Origin of the sequence: Streptomyces sp. NPDC051561 (assembly GCF_044454195.1) — a bacterium.
In the GTDB taxonomy this organism is placed as follows: Bacteria; Actinomycetota; Actinomycetes; order Streptomycetales; family Streptomycetaceae; genus Streptomyces.
The window spans coordinates 52,730-69,457 of sequence record NZ_JBITDM010000012.1 but is presented as its reverse complement, the minus strand read 5'-3'; the positions used below and the strand labels follow the sequence as shown (position 1 = coordinate 69,457).

Genomic DNA, 16,728 nt, shown 5'->3' with positions numbered 1-16,728 from the left:
CGTGCGAGCCGCCTGGCGCAGGTGCTGAACAAGCCACCCCGGTCGGCGACACCAGAGGAGAGAACTCGACATGAACGAGCCGGCCACCGTACCGACAGCCCTGCTGGTCATGGAGGAGGAACGCCGGGCGGACGTCTATCCGCCCGAGGTACTGGACGGGATCGACCGGCTGGTGCACTGGCAGGGCCCGCCCGTCACCCGGCAGCAGCTCGACGCGGACCCCTCCGCGCTGAGCGGGGTCGACATCCTTCTCACGGGCTGGGGCGCACCCGTCCTGGACGCCGCCCTGCTGGGGCACGCCCCGCGACTGCGGGCGGTCCTCGTCGCGGCCGGGTCCGTCCGGCACCTGACCACGCCCGCCTTCTGGGAGCGCGGCATACCGATCGTCTCCGCGGCCTCGGCCAACGCCGTCCCGGTGGCGGAGTTCACCCTCGCCCAGGTCCTCCTCGGGCTGAAGCAGGTGCACCGCATCGCCCGGGAAGTGACGAGCAGCCGCCACTTCCCGCACAACGTCGCGGTCCCCGGCGCCTACCGTTCGCGAGTGGGCCTGCTGGGGCTCGGCCACATCGGCAGGCTCGTCGCGGCCCACCTGGCCCGCTTCGACGTCGAGGTGTACGCCACCGACCCCGTCGCCTCCCCGGAGACCGCCCGGCAGGCGGGTGTACAGCTCATCGGCATCGAGGAACTCTTCGCCACCTGCCACGTCGTCAGCCTCCACGCTCCGCTCCTGCCCGAGACCCGCGGCACGGTCGGGGCGCGACTGCTGAACTCCCTGGGACAGGGCGCGACGCTCATCAACACCGCGCGGGGCGCGCTCATCGACGAGCCGGCCGCGGCGCAGGTGCTGCGCGCCAGGCCCGACCTCACCGCCGTACTCGATGTCACACACCCGGAGCCTCCCGCCCACGACTCGCCACTGTTCGACCTTCCCAACGTTGTTCTGACGCCCCACCTCGGCGGCGCGATGGGCGCCGAACGCCACCGCCTCGGACTGCTCGTGCTCGACGAACTCCGCCGCTTCACCGAGGGCCGGCCGCTCCAGCACGCCATCAACCCCACCCACGCCGCTTCACTGGCCTGACCCCGTACGGGCCGCACCCGTGGCGGCGTACAGCTCTGACTGACGGCCGGGGCCCGCCAATCCCAGGTGGTAGAGGTGCAGTTCACCGGCGCCCGCCCCGGCCAGTTCCGCGACGTGGGCCTTCATGCCGGGGACCGGGTCGGCCGCGACCGCGGTGACGTAGCTGCCGACCTCCACCCCGGCCGGAAGCTGCCGACGGGCCGCCGCGACGGCGTCCACACCGGCCCGGCCCGGCACCCAGTTCGGCAGCACCACCACATCGACCTCCGAGGCCGCGTCCGGGGTCAGACCGGGGAGCGCCCCGGTCGCCCAGGAGTCGACCGATCCGTGCAGGGCGACCCTGATGCCCGGCCGGATCGCGGCGAGCACCTCGCGCCGTAGCCGGTCGGTGCCCCGCTGCCGGGTGTCGAGGAGGGTGGCCCGCAGTCCGGCGGGCAACCGGTCCTCGGTGGCCGACAGATCGGCGCCGTCCACCAGACGACGTACCTCGGCCCGCAGAGCACCACGGACCTCCTCGGCACTCGCACCGGACCCGTCCCCCGCGCCCGACCCGTCCCCCGACTCCGCCCAGCCCTGCGCGCAGGCCGTGCAGCAGCACACCGACAGCAGCCGTGCGACCGCGGGCGACCAGACGCCGTCGGTCTTCTCGTGCTGGTGCTGGTGCACCGCGCCGAGCTGACCACAGGCTTCGAGGACCACCGACGCGAGGTCGAGCCCCGCCAGGCACTCCGCGGTCAGCCTCGCCGCGTACGCCCGGACCTCCGGCCGGGACGGGCACAGCGCCCACGGGTAGCTCTCGCCGAAGCAGTTGCGCACGGCGTACTGAGGGAACTCCGTGCCCAGCCGGGAGTCATGGGTGAGCACGATCCACGCGGCGGCCGGCACGCCGGCCGCGTTCAGCGCGCGGACGGCGTCCCCCGCACTGTCGGGCACCCGTACCCAGTCCGGCGCGGCCGGACGCAGCGTCGCCCCCCGCCAGGCCTCCTCCCGCACCGGACGGTAGAGCGCCGCATGCCGGGCCAGGACCGACGTACCCGAAGCCGACCAGGGCGTGGCGGCACGGGTGCTGTGGTACGACACGGCGACGGCCACTTCGTCGACCCCGAGGTCCCGCGCCCGGTCCACGAAACCGGGTGCGTCCAGGACGTCCCACGGATAGGCGTAACCGACTACTCGCACGGTTCTACCACCGTGCCGTGTTCGGCTCGAACGAGGGGACGAACCTGCGCATGTACGTCGCGTCGTCCCGTCTGGTCCGACCGCACCGGAGGTAGTCCTCATGTGCCCTGGCCAGCGCGTCCCGATCCAGCTCGATGCCCAGACCCGGCCTGTCGGGCACGGCCACCGCGCCGCCGCGGAACTCCAGCGCGCCCGGTGCGATGACGTCGACGTCGCGCCACGGCCAGTGCGTGTCGCAGGCGTACGTCAGGTGCGGGGTCGCCGCGGCGACGTGCACCATCGCGGCGAGGCTGATGCCGAGATGACTGTTGGAGTGCATCGAGAGGCCGACGTCGAAGGTCTCGCAGGTCTTCGACAACGCCTGGGTGTCCCGCAGCCCGCCCCAGAAGTGGTGGTCGGAGAGGACGACACCGACCGCACCGGCCCGGAACGCCGGAGCGATGTCCTCGAACCGCACCACGCACATATTGGTGGCCAGCGGCATGCTCGCCTGCTCGGCGACCTTCGCCATGCCCTCGATGCCCGGGGTCGGGTCCTCCAGGTACTCCAGGACGCCGTCCAGGGCGCGCGCCACCCGCAGCGAAGTCTCCACCGTCCAGGCCGCGTTGGGGTCGATGCGCAGCGGAAGGCCGGGGAAGGCCTCGGCCAGCGCGCGGATCCCGTCCATCTCACGGTCAGGATCCAGCGCACCGCCCTTGAGCTTGATCGACCTGAAACCGTACCTGTCGATCATCCGCCGGGCCTCGCCGACCAGGGCCTCGGGGGTCAACACCTCGCCCCAGGCGTCCTGTTGACCGTCCGCGTGCGCCCCGTACTTGTAGAAGAGGTACGCCGAGAAGTCGACCTCGTCGCGCACCCGGCCGCCGAGCAGGTCGACCACCGGGCGGTCCAGACAGTGCCCCTGGGCGTCCAGGCAGGCGACTTCGAACAGCGAGTAGACGCTGGCGACGGTCTTGCTCACCGAGAAGCCACCGGTCAGCCCGTGCTCATCGGCGAACACCGCCCCGCCCAGCACCCGCGCCACGATGCGGCGCAGACCGGGCAGGTCGAACACATCGTGCCCGGCCAGCTCCGGCAGCACCTTGCGCACCTGGTCGAGGAAGGCCAGATCGCCGTACGACTCCCCGAGACCCACCACCCCGTCCTCGCAGCGCACCTCGACCACCCCGCGCAACGCGAACGGCTCGTGCACCCCCATCGCGTTGAGCAGCGGCGGGTCGCGGAACGCGACAGGGGTCAGCACCACGTCGGCTATTCTCATCGGCCGGTGCCGTCCCGCCCGGCGGCAGCCGCACCGTCGAACTCGCCGTCCACCGCACCGTCCAGCGCGGCCAGCAGCGCGTAACCGCCCTTGACGATCTTCTCCAGCCGGCCGGTCTGTTCCGCCGTGGGCTCGACGAGCGGAGGCCGTACGCCGCCGACCCGGTCGCCCCGCAGTCGTGCACCGGTCTTCACCAACGAGACCGCGAATCCCGGGGTTTCGTCCCGCAGCGCCACCAGCGGCAGGTAGAACCCCGACAGCAAAGCGTCCACGACCTTGTCGTCGCCCGCCGCGAGCGCGCCGTGGAAACGCATCGCGATCTCCGGTGCGAAGCAGTGCACCGCCGACGAGTAACGGGCCACCCCGATCGCCTTGTACGCGCGTGCCGAGACCTCGGCCGTGGGCAGACCGTTGAAGAACAGGAAGTCCTCGGCCCGCGGCGACTCGGAACTCCGGATCGAGGTGACGATCCTGGTCATCAGCTCGACGTCGCCGACGCCGTCCTTGAGCCCGACCACGGAGGGGATGTCGAGCAGCTTCACCGCGGACCTCGGGGTGAACGCGCCGTTGGAGCGGTGGTATACGACGACCGGGACGGTGCTGTCGTTCACCGCGTGGCGTACGTGGTCCACGAGGCCGGACGGCGGGCCGGACACCAGGTAGGGGGGCAGCAGGAGCACGCCGTCGGCGTTCCCCTCCTGGGCCGCCGCGATCCCGGCCCTGGCCGTCGCCGCGCCGCCGCCGGCACCCACCCAGACCGGCACGCGGCCGGCCACCACCTCCCGCGCCCTGCGCAGGAGCGCCGCCTGCTCGTCGGCCGTCAGTGCGCTGAACTCGCCCGTCCCGCAGGCGATGAACAGCGCTCCGGCACCGGCCGCCACGTGCCTCTCGACCGTTTCGGCGAACGCCTCAAGGTCCAGGCCGAGTTCGCGGGTGAAAGGGGTGAGGGGAAACGCGAGCAGTCCGTCGAGCTGGATGTGGGGTTGTGCCATCAACTTGTCACTCTCTCGTTCTCGAAGGGTCTTGCTGTGCGAGCCGTGTCGTTCATGAATGTGAACGAGGTCTGCGTTTGTGATAGAAGTTCAGGTCTACGAATGCTGTCCCGGGACGTTAATGTGGTGTGACGTACGTGTCAACGGTTGGATGGAGGAGCGACTCGTGCCGCAGAAGGTGGGAACCCCCGCAAGCGACAACGCCGTTGAGCCGGCCGGGGTGAAATCGGCGCGCCGCGCCATCGATCTGCTGGAGACGTTCGCGGCCAACGGTGTCTGGCTGTCCCTGTCCGATCTTCAGGCGAGCACCGGTTTCCCCAGGTCGAGCCTGCACGGGCTGCTGCGCACGCTGCTCGACGCCGGGTGGCTGGAGGCGGACTCCCACACCGGGCGCTACCGGCTCGGCGTACGGGCGTTGATCTGCGGCACCGCGTATCTCGACCGCGACCCGGTGATCCCCTACGCGACGGAGGCGCTCGAACTCGTCCGCGAGAAGACCGGGTTCACCGCGCACTACGCCCGCCGCGACGGCGCCGAGGTGGTGTACCTGGAGACCCGGGAGTCGGCCAGGTCCACCCACCTCGTGTCACGCGTCGGCCGGACCCTGCCCACGCACGCCACCGCCCTCGGCAAGGCGCTGCTCGCCGAGCTCACCCACGACGAGATCGAAGCCGTCCTGCGTGATCCGCTGACCGCGCTGACCCCGCACACGATCACCTCGGTCGAAGCCCTGCACGCCGAGTGCGCCCGCACCCGGGAACGCGGCTACGGCGCCGAGATCGAGGAAGGCGGCCTCGGGGTGCGATGCGTCGCCGCGGTGGTGCCGTACCGGATCCCCGGCACCGACGCCATGAGCTGCTCCATGCCCATCGACCAGGTCACCGACGACGACGCCCAGCGCGTCGGCGAACTGCTCGCCGAGGCCACCGCGGAGCTCGGGCAGCGCTTGCGCCGCGCGGGAATCCGGTGACGCGGAGTTCAGGTCCGGGTCTACTTCTGGGGCTCGGTCGCGGAAGCCGGATTTCGGTCGCGCAAGGCTGTGCGACCCCCACGCCAGGCATCCAGTACGTGCGCGGCCAGCCGTCCTTCGAGGAGGTCGGTGGCCTCCACGCCGAACACGATGTCCGGCGCGAGCTGCGGCTCCTGGGCCAGCAGTCCGCCCACCACGTCCCGCCGCACCACCTGTTCGTGCACCGCGTCCGCTTCGACGTGTTCGTCGTAGAACCGCTGCGCCGCGGGTCCTGCCCCCAGGCGCCGCATGGCCCGGGAGAGCCGCCGCGAACCCGGCGGCGAGGTGATCTCCACGGTGGCGAAGTGCCCCACCAGCGCCCCGCGCAGGGAGCGGTGCAGGCCGAGCAGGGACATCAGATTGACCGTGGCGAGCACCGGTGCCGGCGCCGCGTCGAGGTAGTGGCCGTAGGCGGTTTCCAGCCCGAGGTCCCGCATCAGGTCCGCGAAGAGCCCGGCGTGGACGTCCTCGGGTCGGCCCGCGCCGAACTCGTCGTACTCGACAGCGACCATCGCGGCCTTCGCCCGCCCGTACAGGCGGGGGAGCACCCACGCGTGCGGATCGGCCTCCTTGAGGTGGTACAGCGACCGCAGGGCGGCGTACTCGCGCAGCTGCTCCCGGGTTCCCTCGGTCTGCAGAAAATGACTGACGCTCGACGGGTCCTTCCCGGTCGGCTCGTCCAACAGGTCCGCGAGTGTCGCCGTCACGTCGGTGCCGCCCGGCACCCGCGCCCGCAGCGCGGCCAAGAACCGCTTCTCCAGTTCCCTGCGCAGCGCCAGCAGTTGCGGCTCCCACTCCCAGTCGTCGCTCACCCCGGCAAAGCCCTGGTAGTGCAGCTCGTACAGGACGTAGAGGCTCAACTGCAGGTCATCGCCGTACGGATCGAGGCCCGCGGCCCCGGCGGCGCACGAATCCGGTAGGGACAGCGGGGGGAGGGTCGCGGAGCTCAGAGCTTCCACGAGACCCGCGCTGACCGGACCGCGGGCGACGGGCAGCGCGGGGCTGACCGCACGCGGCTCCCTCGTCTCGTTCACGCGCTCTCTCCTCGGCTTCGTCGACGGTGGCTGGTGTCGCACCACGGATAGGCGCGGCTGCGGCGGCAGGTGCAGAGCGCCACCTGGAAGCGGTCCGAGACGGACACATTCCCCTCCTCGTCGACCACCTCCACCGGGCCCTCGACCAGTACGGGCCCCTCGGGCCCCTGCCTGTCCACGCGGATACGGGTACGGCGCGGCCCGGCGCCCTCCGCGGGCCGCTCCTCAGAGTCGTACGGCACGGATCACCACCAGCTCTTCCTTGTCCTCGTCGGCGCCCAGCAGTCCTCCGGCACGAAGCCATTCCAGCCGGGAGCGCAGCACCGGGCCGAACGGTACGAGTGCCCGGTCCGCCACTTCGGGCTCCAGTCCACGCGCGGCGAGGTGCCGCAGCGTCGCCGCGGTGTCGCTGAGCGCGGAGTGAACCATCAGCAGCGTGCCGTCGGGCCGCAGCAGGCGCGGTGCTGCCGCGCAGATCCGGTCGACGACCGCGCGCCCGTCGGGCCCGGCGTCCCAGGCCCTGGCGGGCCCTCTGCGAGGCTGGCCGGGCTGCGGGCTGGGTACGTACGGCGGGTTGCTCAGCAGCAGGTGGTACCCGCCCGCGGGAACCACCGACGCGAGGTCCGCGCGCCCCACACGGACGTGCTGCCCCTGCCGCCAGGCGTTGAAGCGAGCGGTCAGGACCGCGCGCCGGGCGACGTCGATCGCGTGGACCCTGGCGCCGAGCCGAGCGGCCTCGATCGCCAGCGCCCCGCTCCCCGTGCCGATGTCGAGCACGGTGCAGGAGGGGCCCAGCGGCTCCCGGCGCAGTGCCGTGAGCAGCAGCCGCGTGTCGTCCTGCGGCGCGTACACGCCGGAGGGCACCCGCATCGCCGCGGCCTCCCACCGACTGATCAACCGCGTCACAGGCTCACCCTCTTCCTTCCTCCTCCGCCGGCAGACGTCGGAGCCTGCTGCCGGCCTCTTCCATGGCCGCCGCCTCGCCGGGCTCCGCGGCAACGGACCTCTCCACGTTCCTCCCTCCGGGAACGTGCCACCACTTGTGGCACATCTGCCCCGCACAGCCGCACAGCCGCACAGCCGCACAGCCGCACAGCCGCACAGCCGCACGCGAGACGAGCCGCGTCGTCGGCCCGGTGGTCAGGTGGCCAGGCGCTCCCGGCTTGCCCCTGTCCAGGCCAACAGCTTCTCCGCGTCCCAGGTGTTCACCACCCGTTCGTCGGGCACCCGGCATTCCTCCGCCCGTGCGCACCCGATCACCTGCCAGTCCAGTTGCCCGGGGGCATGGGCGTCGGTATTGACGGCGAACAGGGTTCCTGCCTCCAACGCCGTGTGGATCAGCCGGCGGGGCGGGTCGAGACGTTCGGGCCGACCGCTGATTTCCACGGCCGTCCCCGCCGCGGCGCACGCCGCGAACACCGCGTCCGCGTCGAACTGCGACTCCGGTCTGCCCCGGCCGGTGACCAGGCGCCCGGTGCAGTGGCCCAGCACGTCGGCACGCGGGTTGCTGACGGCGGCCACCATGCGGCGGGTCATCGCCGCCGCGTCCATCCGCAGTGTGGAGTGCACCGACACTACGACCACGTCGAGCCGGTCGAGCAACTCCGGCTCCTGGTCGAGGCCGCCGTCGTCGAGAATGTCGCACTCGATGCCGGTGAGCAGCCGGAACGGTGCCCACTGGGCGTTCAGCTCCGCCACGAGGTCCAGTTGCTCGGCCAGCCGCTCTGCCGACAGTCTGTGGGCCACGGTCAGCCGGGGCGAGTGGTCGGTGAGCACAACCCAGTCGTGCCCGACGTCCCGCGCCGCGTGCCCCATCTCGTCAATGGGGCTACCACCGTCCGACCAGTCGGAATGCAGATGGCAGTCGCCCTTCAGCAACGCACGCAGCCCACTGCCGCCCTCGCCGGCGACAAGCGGAGCCAGCGCTGCCTCCTCAAGTCGCTGCACGTAATCGGGAACCCCGCCGGCCACTGCCTCCCCGATCACGCCGGCGGTCTTGGGGCCGATCCCCTTGAGCGACTACAGCGTTCCGTGCGCGACGCGCTCCGCCAGCTCGCCGGGCGCCAGCCCACGAACCACCGCCGCAGCGTTACGCAAGGCCCGCACCCGGTACGTCGGGGCACGATGGCGTTCCAGCAGAAACGCGACGCGCTCCAGCGCCTCCACAGGCTCCCTCACCACCTCCAGCCGCTGTCGGGGGTACGCGCGGGCTTCTCCGGCGCGGAAAACAGGTCCCGTCAGTAGGGCGGGTAGGGGGTGCGGCGCAGTTGTCCGGCCAGGTGGTGGGCGTTCACGGCGAGGGTGTGGGTGGTGGTGGCCACGGCTTCGGGTGTGTTGTCGAGGTCCTGGTAGTCGGTGCCCTGCTGGGCCTCGCCCACCCAGTAGGTCACCGCGCCGGGCGCGAGGGAGAAGCGGGCGTCGGGGTGGCCGAGCCAGATGGGGGTGGCGGGCAGCAGGATGTCGGCGGCCATGACCTTCTCGCGCCGGGCGGGCCAGGCGTCGCCGTCGCCCATGTCGAGTTCGGCACCGGGGCGTACGTCGTGGTCGGCGACGCGTACGGTCTCCACCTCGGCGCCCAGCTTCTCGAACTCCGCGCCCACCTGCTCGGCCAGAAGCTGGCTGCTGGAGGGCTTGGGGGAGGGGCTCAACGTACAGACGAGGGACAGCAGTGGGTAACCCTCGCGGCTCGTCCATGCACGGCGGCGCGGGTTTGATCAGGACGAGTGACTCCTCGGGCGGACGGTGTCCAGGATCTCGCCGCGGGTGTTTCCTGTGCAAATCGTGAGAATGCGCATTTTCTGGCATGAATTGGTTAGGTGGCAGGGGGCGGGCAGAGCTGTACGCCCTCCATTGACCGCTGAGGCTGAGAGCCGGGCGCCCCCGGTCCGGCCGGAAACAACAAGGAGTTCCCATGCGTATCGCATTCCTGGTGGCCCCCGAGGGCATCGAGCAGGTCGAGCTGACCGAGCCGTGGGCGGCGGTGGGTGCCGCCGGTGGCACCCCCGTGCTCGTGTCCACCGAGTCCGGTCAGGTACAGGCCTTCCACCACCTGGACAAGGCCGACACCTTCCCGGTGGACCAGGTGGTGGGCGAGACGTCGGTGGAGGAGTACGACGGCCTCGTACTGCCGGGCGGCGTCGCGAACCCCGACGCGCTGCGCCTGGACGAGAACGCCGTTGCCTTCGCGAAGTCGTTCTTCGACGCGGACAAGCCGGTCGCCGCGATCTGCCACGCCCCGTGGACCCTGATCGAGGCCGATGTGCTGCGTGGCCGCACGCTCACCTCCTGGCCCAGCCTGCGTACCGACATCCGCAATGCCGGCGGCACCTGGGTGGACGAGCAGGTCAAGATCTGTAACGGCGGCCCGGGCACCCTGATCACCAGCCGCAAGCCGGACGACCTCAAGGCGTTCTGCGAGGCGCTGGTGAGCGAATTCCGCAAGAACGGGGATGCATGAGCGACACGGTCCGGGCCTACGGCGAAGGGCCCGACGAGGGGTACTCGCCCTGACCGTCCCCAGGAATCCGCGACGGCCCGGCGTGCCTACGTCGAGGAGGGCACCACCACCACCCCGTACGACCTCCTCGCCAGCAATGGCGTCTCCCGCCACGACCTCGCTGCCGCCGCCCTCGGTCAGCTGCGCGGACGCGCCACCGTCACCGGTGACCTGGCTGCCGCACACCTGCGCCACAGGGACCGGCTGCGCGAGCACATCCGCCGCACCGGCACCGACCCTGCCGAGATCACCGCATGGACGTGGCAGCCATGAGCGGCCTGCGTCCGCGGACTTCTGGAGCCCGAGCCCGCAGAACTGGCGGTCCGAGCTCCTCGCCGTCGCCTCGATTCCGCGCCCACGTCGCACACTGCCTCTCAGGAGCGTCTCAGGAGCACCTCAAGAGCGGAGGAAGGCCCTGACCCCCGCGGAGACCGCGTCGTCACCGAGGAGTTCATTGTGGTCGAGGCAGCCGGCGGCGTTGTTCGTCGCGCCGGCGAGGGGGACGCTGTTGTCGGGGTTGATGACCTCGTCGCAGCGCGACCACCAGGTGCCGTAACGCACGGCTCCGGGCGTCTCGTCGCCCGCGGCGAGCCCCTTCTGGACGTAGGAGCCCGGCGTCATGTCGCGGCAGGCCTGGTCCCACAGGGCGCAGGCCCATGCGGTGCTGGTGCCGTGGTTGGGGCCGGCGAGTGAGGCCCAGTGCGAGACGGATGCCTGACCGGTGGCGGCGAACTTCACGTACCAGCGGGTAACCAGGCTGCCGAAGGAATGGGCGACGAGGTCGACCTGGGGCGCGCCGGTCTGCTTCATGACCTTCTCGACGTACGCGGCGAGTTCGCCGGACAGCACCTCGTTGACGGACCGGTGAGTGTCGTAACCGAAGGAGAAGAGCTGGGCATCGGTGTAGCCATCAGCTTTGAAGTCGTCACGCAGACCGCCCCACACGCCGGGGTCGGCGTTGTAGCCGTGGACGAAGACGACCGGCAGGCGTCCGGACCCGCTCCGAGCGGACGCCGTCCCGGCACTCGCGGTCGCAACAGGCAGCAGCTGGGACACCAGGACGGCGGACAGCACAACGGCCGTCCCGCCGAGATGCCTGAACCAACGCTTCAACACGCGTCCCCCCAAAGTCAGTTACGCACGAGTAGTCGCAAGCATGGTGGGGCCCGGGAGCACGGATGAACAGACTCGTGCGCCGCTTCGTCGACCTGCCTGACCCGGAGAGGGCGAGGTGAGCCGGAGATCGCCGTGGCTCCGGGCGGGGCGCCGCCGGAATCGCCCCCCCGCGTACGGCCTACGGGACCAATGCACCTAAATGAGAGGCAAAGGGAGCTTTTCGCTGTTCCCAAGTGGCCTGGTCGGACGCCGTGCGCCGCCTCGGGACCTTCGACTGCCCCCGGAAACCGGTGGAACGAGAACGAAACCAATCGCCGAATACCTCCCTCATTCAGGGCGTAACGGGCGAAATGGCCCGCTCAACGAGGAGGCCTCATCTCATGCGCAAGGCATACACCCTCTCTGCCATAGCCGTCGCCGCCACCCTGGCGATGGCCGGGCCGGCCACCGCGTTCGCCTCGGAGTCCGCGGCGCCCCCGGCGGCATCCGGCGCGGACACTTCGTCGTCGGACACCACGTCGACGGGCACTTCGTCGACCGACCAGGGCGCCTCTGACAAGGCAGAAGCGCCGGTCGTCTCCGTGTCCTCGTCGCCGAGGGACGCCTCGGGCTACGCGGCCGGAGAGGTCGTCGAGTTCCAGGTCACCGCACCCAGCAGCGCGAAGGTGTCCGCGAGCTCGGACGCGCTCCAGAACATCAGCCTGACGCAGGTCAGCACGGGCGACGGTCACACCGTCCACCGGGGCACCGGCACCGTGAAGGCCGGCTTCGGCATCGGCACGGCGCACCTGTCGGCCACGGCCGACTTCGGTGACACCGGCTCGCAGGGCACCACCAGCTTCTCCGTGAACACGGACCCCCGGCCGACCCCCACCCCGCCGGTTCCGGTCCCCTCCAAGGCCTCCATGTCTCTGTCGACCGACGGCGGCAAGCCCGGCGACAAGGTCGCCGTCACCATCAGGAGCGGCAACCTAAAGGGCAACGCCACCGTGAAGTCCGGGGCCTTCACCGGCACGGTCAACCTGGAGCGCGACCCCCAGCACGAGGGCACCTGGCACGGTCGGGCCACGGTCTCCAGCCACACCGCAAGCGGCTACTACGCGGTCGACGGATACGTCGGAACCACCAAGTTCGACACCGCGAAGTTCGGCGTCGCCGCAGGTGACGCGGCCAACCACAACTCCGCCAAGCAGCACACCGCCAAGCAGCACACCGCCAAGCACACGCACCACGTGAAGCCGCTGCAACCCCAGCAGTACAAGGTCCCCAAGGGCTCCGTCCAGACCGGTATGGCCCCGGCCTCCGACGGCGGACCCAGCGCCGGTCTCATCGGTGCCGGTGCCCTTCTCGGCGTCGGAGCCCTGACCGGCACCATCGCGCTGCGCCGTCGCCACAGCAATGGCTGAGGCGACGACAACCCGCCGGGGAGGGCCGTGCGCACCGCGCACGGCCGCCCTGGCGGCGATCACCGCACTCGCCGCCACCATGGCGGTCGGCTGCTCCTCGGCCCCGGACACCGGCGCACCGCTGTCCGGCGGCGGTGCGAAGACCGTTCCGGTCGCTGCGATCGCCCCGTCGGTCCCGGACCGGATCACCATCCCCGGCATCGGGGTCGACAGCACACTCGGCACCGTGGGTCTCGACTCGCAGGGGGTGATGGAGACTCCGCCGATGGACAAGCCCATGGAGGCCGACTGGTACCGCGAGGGCCCCTCGCCCGGCGAGAAGGGTGCGGCCGCGATCGTCGGCCACATGGACACACCGGATACGGAGAAGGCGGTCTTCTACCACCTCCAGGAGCTCAAGAAGAACGAGGAGATCAGGGTCCACCGCGAGGACGGCACCACCGCGGTCTTCTCGGTGGACGCGGTCGAGACCTTCAAGAAGGACAGCTTCCCGACCGACAAGGTCTACAGCAGGACCAGCACATCGGAGCTACGCCTGATCACATGCGGCGGCTCTCTCAACTCCCACCGGCACTGGGACTCGAACGTCGTGGTCTTCGCACACCTCAAGGGCGAGGCCGGCGCCTGACCACCAACGACCGCCCTGCGCCCACCGAACGTCCGGCCGGACCGCGCTCCCGTCCGAGCCGGACGCGGTGGGTGTGGGGAGGGTGCCTCGCGAAGAAGGGGGAGCACGGTGGACTTGAAGACCGTCGGGATGTGCCGGGAGATGTACGCGGGTCGGCCCTATTGAGCCGGGGGAGGCGTACAACTGGCCGGGGAGGCGTACGAGCGAGGGGTGACCGTACCGCTCCCGCGTCCCCGCTCAGGCCGCTCCACCCTCCCTCCCGTTTCTGGCCTCGCTTCCGGCCGTCAACTCCCAGTCCAGCTCCCACATGCGCACGCTCCCGTCCGCGCTGCCGGACAGCAGGTAGCGGTCGTCCGGGGTCAGCGCCAACCCGTAGACGTCCTCCGTATGCCCCTCCAGAGTCCGGACGTGCCGTCCTGTGGCGGTCTCCCAGACATGCACGCTCCCCTCGGCGTCACCCGCGAACGCGAACAGTCCGTCCGAGCTCAGCCGCGCCGTCCACACGGCGTCCTCGTCGTCCCGCTCCTCGCTGAGCCCCCGGACGAACTCCCCGGTCACCGCGTCCGTCACCCACAGCGTCCAGTCCCCGTGATGCCCGGAGCTCAACACAAGCCGGCCGTCCGCACTCAGGCACACGGACGTCACCCAGGCGTCCGACTGGGGGGCGGTCATCTCCGCGCCGGAGTCCATGTCCCAGATGTGCAGCGTGCCGTTGAAGTCGGCGGACACCGCCCGCCGGGCGTCAGCGCTGAGCCACACGCTGTTGGACCGGATACCGTGGCCGGGCAGCGTCCGTACACACGTGGCGGCCGCCATGTCCCACAGCCGCAACTCGCCGTCCCTGCACGCCGTCAGGACACGTCCGTCCGCGCTCACCGACGCCGATTCCCGGTCCCCCGTCACCCCCACTCCACGGCGCCCCCGCAGCCCGTCGCTCGGATCCGTGTCCAGCCGCACGGGCCAGTGTCCGAGCGGAGCCGACCGCATGACGATGCGCCGATCCCCGCTCGCCACCACCCGGCACCCGTCCTCCAGCAGGCCGACCCCCGCCGAACCGCTGTCCTCCCAGGCCGCCAGTTGCGCCCCGGTCGCCGTGTCCCAGAGCCGGACCTGCCCGCCGCCCGACGCGCACGCCTTCAGTCCGTCCGGGGAAACGGCCACCGCCCCCACCGGCTGTGCGTCCGTCAGCTCCCACGCCACCCGCACCGACCGCAGTCCGCACCGCACCGCCCCGGCGCCCAGCACCCGCCACAGCTCCATCGCCCGCGGATCACGGGCGTGGCCGGGGACCGCCCTGGCACGCCGTACCAGGTCCAGAGCCACCGCCGTCCGGCCTGCGGCGAAGGCTTTCTCGGCACCCGCGAGCAGCGCGGCGCACCAGCGTCCGTGGCGGTCGAGATCGGCCTGCCGCCAGGGCCGGGCCAACGCCGGTGCAGCGCTGAACCTGCCCGGGAGCTCCCACCGCAGCCACCGTGCGTGATCGTCGTCCACGATCGTCGCCTCGCCCTCGCCCAGGCTGAGCAGCAAGTCCTGAAGACCGGCGCGGTGGCTGGTGAATGTCCGCAGGCAGCGGCCGCGGTCCAGATCCCACAGACGTACGCGGCTGTCGTCGGCCGCGGAGAGCGCGTGGCGTCCGTCGGGGCTGAGGGCGAGCCCTGTGACGGGCAGGCCGGGGGCCTTCAGCGTTCGGACAGGACGGCCCCGGTCGACGTCCCACACCTGTAGCTCGTACCGCCGCGGTCCGCTGACAGCAGCGACCACCGCGCGCGTGCCGTCGCGACTGAGGGCGATGGCGCTGACCTGGCGCCGCTCGGCCAGGGCCCACACCTGAGTACGCGAGGCCAGATCCCAGGCCTGGACGGTGTCGTCGCCGGTGAGGGTGAGGACGCGGCCGTTGCTCACGTCGAGATGGGTGAAACCGTCCTGCGGAGTGATCTCGTACGTCTCGCCCCCGGGGAAGTCCCACGCGGTGAGGCGTCCGTTGATCAGCGCCACGGCGGAGCGGGCGTCGGGCGTCAGACGCAGCGCACCGAGCCGCGGCAGCCGCCGGTCCCCGAGGTGGCCTTCCCCGGGAAGATCCCACTGCCGTACGAGCCCGTCGGCATCGGCCGTGACCGCGCGCCGGGCCGAGGCATCGACGGCGACGATCTCACTGCCGTGGCCATCGAGGGTGCGACGAGTTTCCCCGGTCGGCAGATGCCGGAACCGGACCACCCCGTCGCGCTCACCGGCCAGCGCCCAGCTCCCGTCCGGGTACAGCCGCACGCACCGCGGTCTGTCCTCCCAGGGCAGCGGTTGCGACCGGACCGTGGTGCCCGCTCCGGCCCGGAGGGCGGCCCGAAGCGCCGCCGCCTCCGTGGTGCGCGGGCGAATGCGGTCCATTTCGTCCAGGAGCGGTTCGGCACTGCCGTGATCACCGCGCTCCAGCTGGACCTGGGCGAGAAGATGACGGACCTGCCAGGCGTCGGTGGCGGTATCGGCGCGGAGACTCTCCAGTGCGGCGACGAATTCATCGTCGAGCAGCTCACCCTGGCGCCACTGGCGCAGTCCGCGGTTGTACGTCGCGACGAGATGACCCGGGTCCGCGGCGAGCGCGGCATCGAAGGCCTCCTCGGCGTCGGCGGTGCGGCCGAGGTCCAGGAGGGAGAGGGCGCGGTTGTTCAGCTCGTCCGCGCGGAGATCGGCCTCGGCCGGTAGAGCACGCGGGTACGGGACGCCCGCCACGTCCTCGTACAGACCGACCAGGACATCCGCCACATCCGCCAGCGAGGCCGGCCGGCGGGCGGGATCCTGACGGAGACAGCGGGCCAGGAGCGCGCCGACGCCGTACGGCATCGGAGGCCCGTCCCCGTTGTCCGCCCGGTACGCGGCCAGGGACGCCCCGGCGGCGGGGCCCGCCGGCCGGGTGTCCTCGCCGGTGAACATCTCCAGTACGCAGACGCCGAAGCTGTACACGTCGGTACGCGGACCGACGCGTGCGCCTGCGGTCGCGCCCGGTAGGGCCCGGGCGAGACCGAAGTCGGTGACCTTGACCGTGTCGCCGAGGTCGACGAGCACATTGCCCGGTTTGACGTCCCTGTGCACGAGACCGCGGCTGTGCGCGTGGTCGAGACCCCAGGCGAGCTGGATGGCGAAATCAACGATACGAGCCAGGACTTCGACGGGCCGGCCCTCGTGCAGCCGCCCGTCACGTATCCAGTCGGCGACACTGCCGTCGCTCACGTACTCCGAGAAAACATGCGGCACCCCGTCGACCGTGCGCACGTAGTGACAACCGCACACATGAGGATGCGGCCCCAGCGACACCCAGGTCTCGGCCTCGGCCACGAACCGCTCCAGGAAGCCCGCGTCGGCGAGCAGCTCGGGCCGGGGCGACTTCATGGCCAGCACAATGCCCCACCCGAGGTGCTTCACGCGGTGGACGAGCCCCGTACTCCCCTGCTCGTGGACCTGCCACACCTCGTACTGCCCGTCCACGACATACGGCTCCAGCCAACGCCCCTGCACCACAAGCCCCCCGCAGCAT

The 16,728-nt window shown here is 71.3% G+C and carries 14 protein-coding genes and 2 pseudogenes; 6 read left to right on the top strand and 10 right to left on the bottom strand.

The features are described 5' to 3' along the window. Positions 1-70 precede the first annotated feature (70 nt). Positions 71-1,081, top strand: coding sequence for a hydroxyacid dehydrogenase (locus ACIA73_RS25055; protein WP_399440916.1), 1,011 nt, complete (start codon positions 71-73; stop codon positions 1,079-1,081). Here the strand turns inward: ACIA73_RS25055 and ACIA73_RS25050 are convergent. The 3 genes from ACIA73_RS25050 to ACIA73_RS25040 are packed head-to-tail and all read right to left on the bottom strand — an operon-like array spanning position 1,070 to position 4,513. Continuing rightward, on the bottom strand, positions 1,070-2,260 hold the full coding sequence (locus ACIA73_RS25050) for a hypothetical protein (RefSeq protein ID WP_399440915.1): 1,191 nt from the start codon (positions 2,258-2,260) through the stop codon (positions 1,070-1,072). The genes ACIA73_RS25055 and ACIA73_RS25050 overlap by 12 nt on opposite strands. Before the next feature lie 4 nt (positions 2,261-2,264). Further along, positions 2,265-3,521 (bottom strand): glucarate dehydratase family protein, encoded by a 1,257-nt coding sequence (locus tag ACIA73_RS25045; RefSeq protein WP_399440914.1) that lies wholly within the window; start codon positions 3,519-3,521, stop codon positions 2,265-2,267. Next, complete coding sequence (locus ACIA73_RS25040) at positions 3,518-4,513, bottom strand: 5-dehydro-4-deoxyglucarate dehydratase (protein WP_399440913.1); 996 nt, start codon at positions 4,511-4,513, stop codon at positions 3,518-3,520. The genes ACIA73_RS25045 and ACIA73_RS25040 overlap by 4 nt, the downstream gene beginning before the upstream one ends. A gap of 166 nt (positions 4,514-4,679) precedes the next feature. On the opposite strand from ACIA73_RS25040, the gene ACIA73_RS25035 reads away from it, so the two are divergent. After that, entirely contained in the window at positions 4,680-5,483 is an 804-nt protein-coding gene (locus tag ACIA73_RS25035; RefSeq protein WP_399440912.1) for an IclR family transcriptional regulator, read from the top strand. A gap of 20 nt (positions 5,484-5,503) precedes the next feature. On the opposite strand, the gene ACIA73_RS25030 is transcribed toward ACIA73_RS25035, so the two are convergent. The 5 genes and pseudogenes from ACIA73_RS25030 to ACIA73_RS25010 all read right to left on the bottom strand — a co-directional run bounded on the left by ACIA73_RS25030 (position 5,504) and on the right by ACIA73_RS25010 (position 9,222). Continuing rightward, entirely contained in the window at positions 5,504-6,556 is a 1,053-nt protein-coding gene (locus ACIA73_RS25030) for an iron-containing redox enzyme family protein (RefSeq protein ID WP_399440911.1), read from the bottom strand. Beyond that, positions 6,553-6,798: a CDGSH iron-sulfur domain-containing protein gene (locus tag ACIA73_RS25025; RefSeq protein ID WP_399440910.1), complete on the bottom strand. Its 246-nt coding sequence runs from the start codon at positions 6,796-6,798 to the stop codon at positions 6,553-6,555. Before ACIA73_RS25025 ends, ACIA73_RS25030 begins: the two co-directional genes overlap by 4 nt. Beyond that, the gene (locus tag ACIA73_RS25020) at positions 6,782-7,426 is read right to left on the bottom strand and encodes a HemK2/MTQ2 family protein methyltransferase (protein WP_399441088.1); all 645 of its coding nucleotides are present in this window, start codon (positions 7,424-7,426) and stop codon (positions 6,782-6,784) included. The genes ACIA73_RS25025 and ACIA73_RS25020 overlap by 17 nt, the downstream gene beginning before the upstream one ends. Before the next feature lie 270 nt (positions 7,427-7,696). Beyond that, positions 7,697-8,743 (bottom strand): annotated as a pseudogene (locus ACIA73_RS25015) (PHP domain-containing protein). Positions 8,744-8,793: 50 nt separating this feature from the next. Continuing rightward, on the bottom strand, positions 8,794-9,222 hold the full coding sequence (locus ACIA73_RS25010) for an NAD(P)H-dependent oxidoreductase (protein WP_399441087.1): 429 nt from the start codon (positions 9,220-9,222) through the stop codon (positions 8,794-8,796). Positions 9,223-9,467: 245 nt separating this feature from the next. Between ACIA73_RS25010 and ACIA73_RS25005 the strand changes: the two genes are divergently transcribed. Beyond that, the gene (locus tag ACIA73_RS25005) at positions 9,468-10,013 is read left to right on the top strand and encodes a type 1 glutamine amidotransferase domain-containing protein (RefSeq protein WP_399440909.1); all 546 of its coding nucleotides are present in this window, start codon (positions 9,468-9,470) and stop codon (positions 10,011-10,013) included. 66 nt (positions 10,014-10,079) lie between these two features. Beyond that, positions 10,080-10,325 (top strand): annotated as a pseudogene (locus ACIA73_RS25000) (hypothetical protein); the annotation flags it as partial. A gap of 123 nt (positions 10,326-10,448) precedes the next feature. Here the strand turns inward: ACIA73_RS25000 and ACIA73_RS24995 are convergent. Continuing rightward, entirely contained in the window at positions 10,449-11,168 is a 720-nt protein-coding gene (locus ACIA73_RS24995) for an esterase/lipase family protein (protein WP_399440908.1), read from the bottom strand. 380 nt (positions 11,169-11,548) lie between these two features. On the opposite strand from ACIA73_RS24995, the gene ACIA73_RS24990 reads away from it, so the two are divergent. Beyond that, complete coding sequence (locus ACIA73_RS24990) at positions 11,549-12,574, top strand: hypothetical protein (RefSeq protein ID WP_399440907.1); 1,026 nt, start codon at positions 11,549-11,551, stop codon at positions 12,572-12,574. Further along, complete coding sequence (locus ACIA73_RS24985) at positions 12,567-13,202, top strand: class F sortase (protein WP_399440906.1); 636 nt, start codon at positions 12,567-12,569, stop codon at positions 13,200-13,202. The genes ACIA73_RS24990 and ACIA73_RS24985 overlap by 8 nt, the downstream gene beginning before the upstream one ends. Before the next feature lie 237 nt (positions 13,203-13,439). Here ACIA73_RS24985 and ACIA73_RS24980 read toward each other — a convergent pair whose 3' ends face one another. Beyond that, positions 13,440-16,709, bottom strand: a complete 3,270-nt coding sequence (locus tag ACIA73_RS24980) for a protein kinase (RefSeq protein ID WP_399440905.1) — start codon at positions 16,707-16,709, stop codon at positions 13,440-13,442. Positions 16,710-16,728: the final 19 nt, after the last annotated feature.

What these genes read in the sequence shown, in the direction of transcription:
- ACIA73_RS25020 (WP_399441088.1), bottom strand. Translation starts at nt 7,426, where the DNA reads ATGCGGGTGCCCTCCGGCGTGTACGCGCCGCAGGACGACACGCGGCTG.
- ACIA73_RS25045 (WP_399440914.1), bottom strand. Translation starts at nt 3,521, where the DNA reads ATGAGAATAGCCGACGTGGTGCTGACCCCTGTCGCGTTCCGCGACCCG.
- ACIA73_RS24990 (WP_399440907.1), top strand. Translation starts at nt 11,549, where the DNA reads ATGCGCAAGGCATACACCCTCTCTGCCATAGCCGTCGCCGCCACCCTG.
- ACIA73_RS25005 (WP_399440909.1), top strand. Translation starts at nt 9,468, where the DNA reads ATGCGTATCGCATTCCTGGTGGCCCCCGAGGGCATCGAGCAGGTCGAG.
- ACIA73_RS25055 (WP_399440916.1), top strand. Translation starts at nt 71, where the DNA reads ATGAACGAGCCGGCCACCGTACCGACAGCCCTGCTGGTCATGGAGGAG.
- ACIA73_RS24985 (WP_399440906.1), top strand. Translation starts at nt 12,567, where the DNA reads ATGGCTGAGGCGACGACAACCCGCCGGGGAGGGCCGTGCGCACCGCGC.
- ACIA73_RS25040 (WP_399440913.1), bottom strand. Translation starts at nt 4,513, where the DNA reads ATGGCACAACCCCACATCCAGCTCGACGGACTGCTCGCGTTTCCCCTC.